The organism is Nonomuraea sp. MG754425, from assembly GCF_021699195.1.
Taxonomy (GTDB): Bacteria; Actinomycetota; Actinomycetes; order Streptosporangiales; family Streptosporangiaceae; genus Nonomuraea.
The window spans coordinates 1-1,509 of sequence record NZ_SSXE01000416.1 but is presented as its reverse complement, the minus strand read 5'-3'; the positions used below and the strand labels follow the sequence as shown (position 1 = coordinate 1,509).

At 76.0% G+C, this 1,509-nt stretch carries 1 protein-coding gene; it reads right to left on the bottom strand.

Translation table 11 applies throughout. The annotated features are described in order from the left end of the window. Nucleotide 1: 1 nt before the first annotated feature. Nucleotides 2-1,369 (bottom strand): hypothetical protein, encoded by a 1,368-nt coding sequence (locus FAF44_RS53165; protein ID WP_237111113.1) that lies wholly within the window; start codon nt 1,367-1,369, stop codon nt 2-4. Between the last annotated feature and the right edge of the window lie 140 nt (nt 1,370-1,509).

The window sequence follows — 1,509 nt, the reverse complement described above, 5'->3', positions numbered from 1 at the left end:
GTCAGGACCCGGACGGCCCAAGGACATCCGCGTCCGGGTCACGCCCGGATGGCGGGGGGAGGGTGCGGGTGGCTTGGGTGAGGTCGTGCAGGGCGGCTTCCACGCCGGAGTGGTGGATGCGGGCGGCCAGCCAGGACACGTCGCACACCAGGTCGTGCAGCCGCTCCCGCTCCCCCGCGTCCGCGTACAGGCCGGCGAGGTTGCGCAGCATCCACTCGCTCGTGCCGGGCAGGCCGGCCCAGCCCTCGGGGGTCCGGCCGGGTTCGGCGTCGATCAGCAGGCGCCGGGCCCGGTCGAGGCCGTCCGGGCCGAGGAGCTCGCGCACCCGCGCCTTGACGGCGTCCGCCAGCACCAGCACCGGATGATCGGTGCGCCGCCCCACCAGGCGCAGCCCTTCGAGGCGGGCGACGAGCGCGCCGATCTGCCCACCCGTCGCGGCCCCGCCCGAGCTCCACAACATGGCGGCCACGCCGATGGGGATGTCCTCGCCGGGGCCGAACAGCCCGAGGTGGAGGAAACGTTCGGCCGCGACCGGATCGACCGTGCGCAGCCAGCCGAGCGAGCGGTCCACCAGCGCCCCGATCAGGGCGGCCCGGGAGTCGGGGTCGGCGAGGTCCACGCGGCCGGGCAGCCCGGCGGCCAGCCGCGCCGCCGCCTCGGTGGCGGGCACGCCGGTGACGACCTGGCTGACGACGAACCCGTGCGCCATGGTGAGGGCCAGCGGCCAGCCGCCGGTCAGCTCCGCCAGGCGGGCGGCCGTCGCCTCCTCCAGGGCGGGCAGGTCGCGGCGCAGCAGCGCCGCGCCGTCGGCGGAGGTCATCGGGCCGACGCGCACCGTGGCCGCGAACTCCAGCCCCGCTGCCGCGGTGTCCGCCGTCTCGGACGTGACCAGCCAGGTGCAGCCCGGGACCGCGAACGCCAGCGGCACCACCTGGCCGGCGTGCCGCAGCCCGTCCACCACCATCAGGTGTCGTCCGGGGGTGAAGACCTGCTCCCGCAGCAGCCCGCCGGCCGCCTCCTCGTCGTGCACGGCGCCCAGCAGGTCCTGCGGCTCCAGCCAGGAGAACAGCTCCACGTCGTCGCCGTGCAGGCGTTCCAGCACCTCGGTGAACTCCGTGGCCCGCTCCTCCGGATGGGAGCCGCCGGCGCCCAGCCAGCCGACGCCCCCGGGGAAGCGGGCGGCCACCTCCGAACGGCGCAGCGCCGCCGCCACGACGGCGGTGACGCCCAGGCCCTCGACGCCGTCCACCTCCGGCGCCACCACGATCAGACCGGTGTCCGGCGAGGTCAGCGCTGCCACGACCCGGCCGACGTCCGCCTCTCGCCCGATCCAGCCGTCCGTGCTCGGAATCGCCCCGGCCTGCGTCACGTACGCTCCCTCCGCTGCCTGCTCCCCGTGGATCAACGACCGGGCAGGCGGCCGAGTTCGCGGAAAGCGGCGATGCTTCGCAAAACCCTGAAGCGTGCCGGCCCGGTCGTTGATCCACGGGGAGCAGGCAGCGGAGGGAG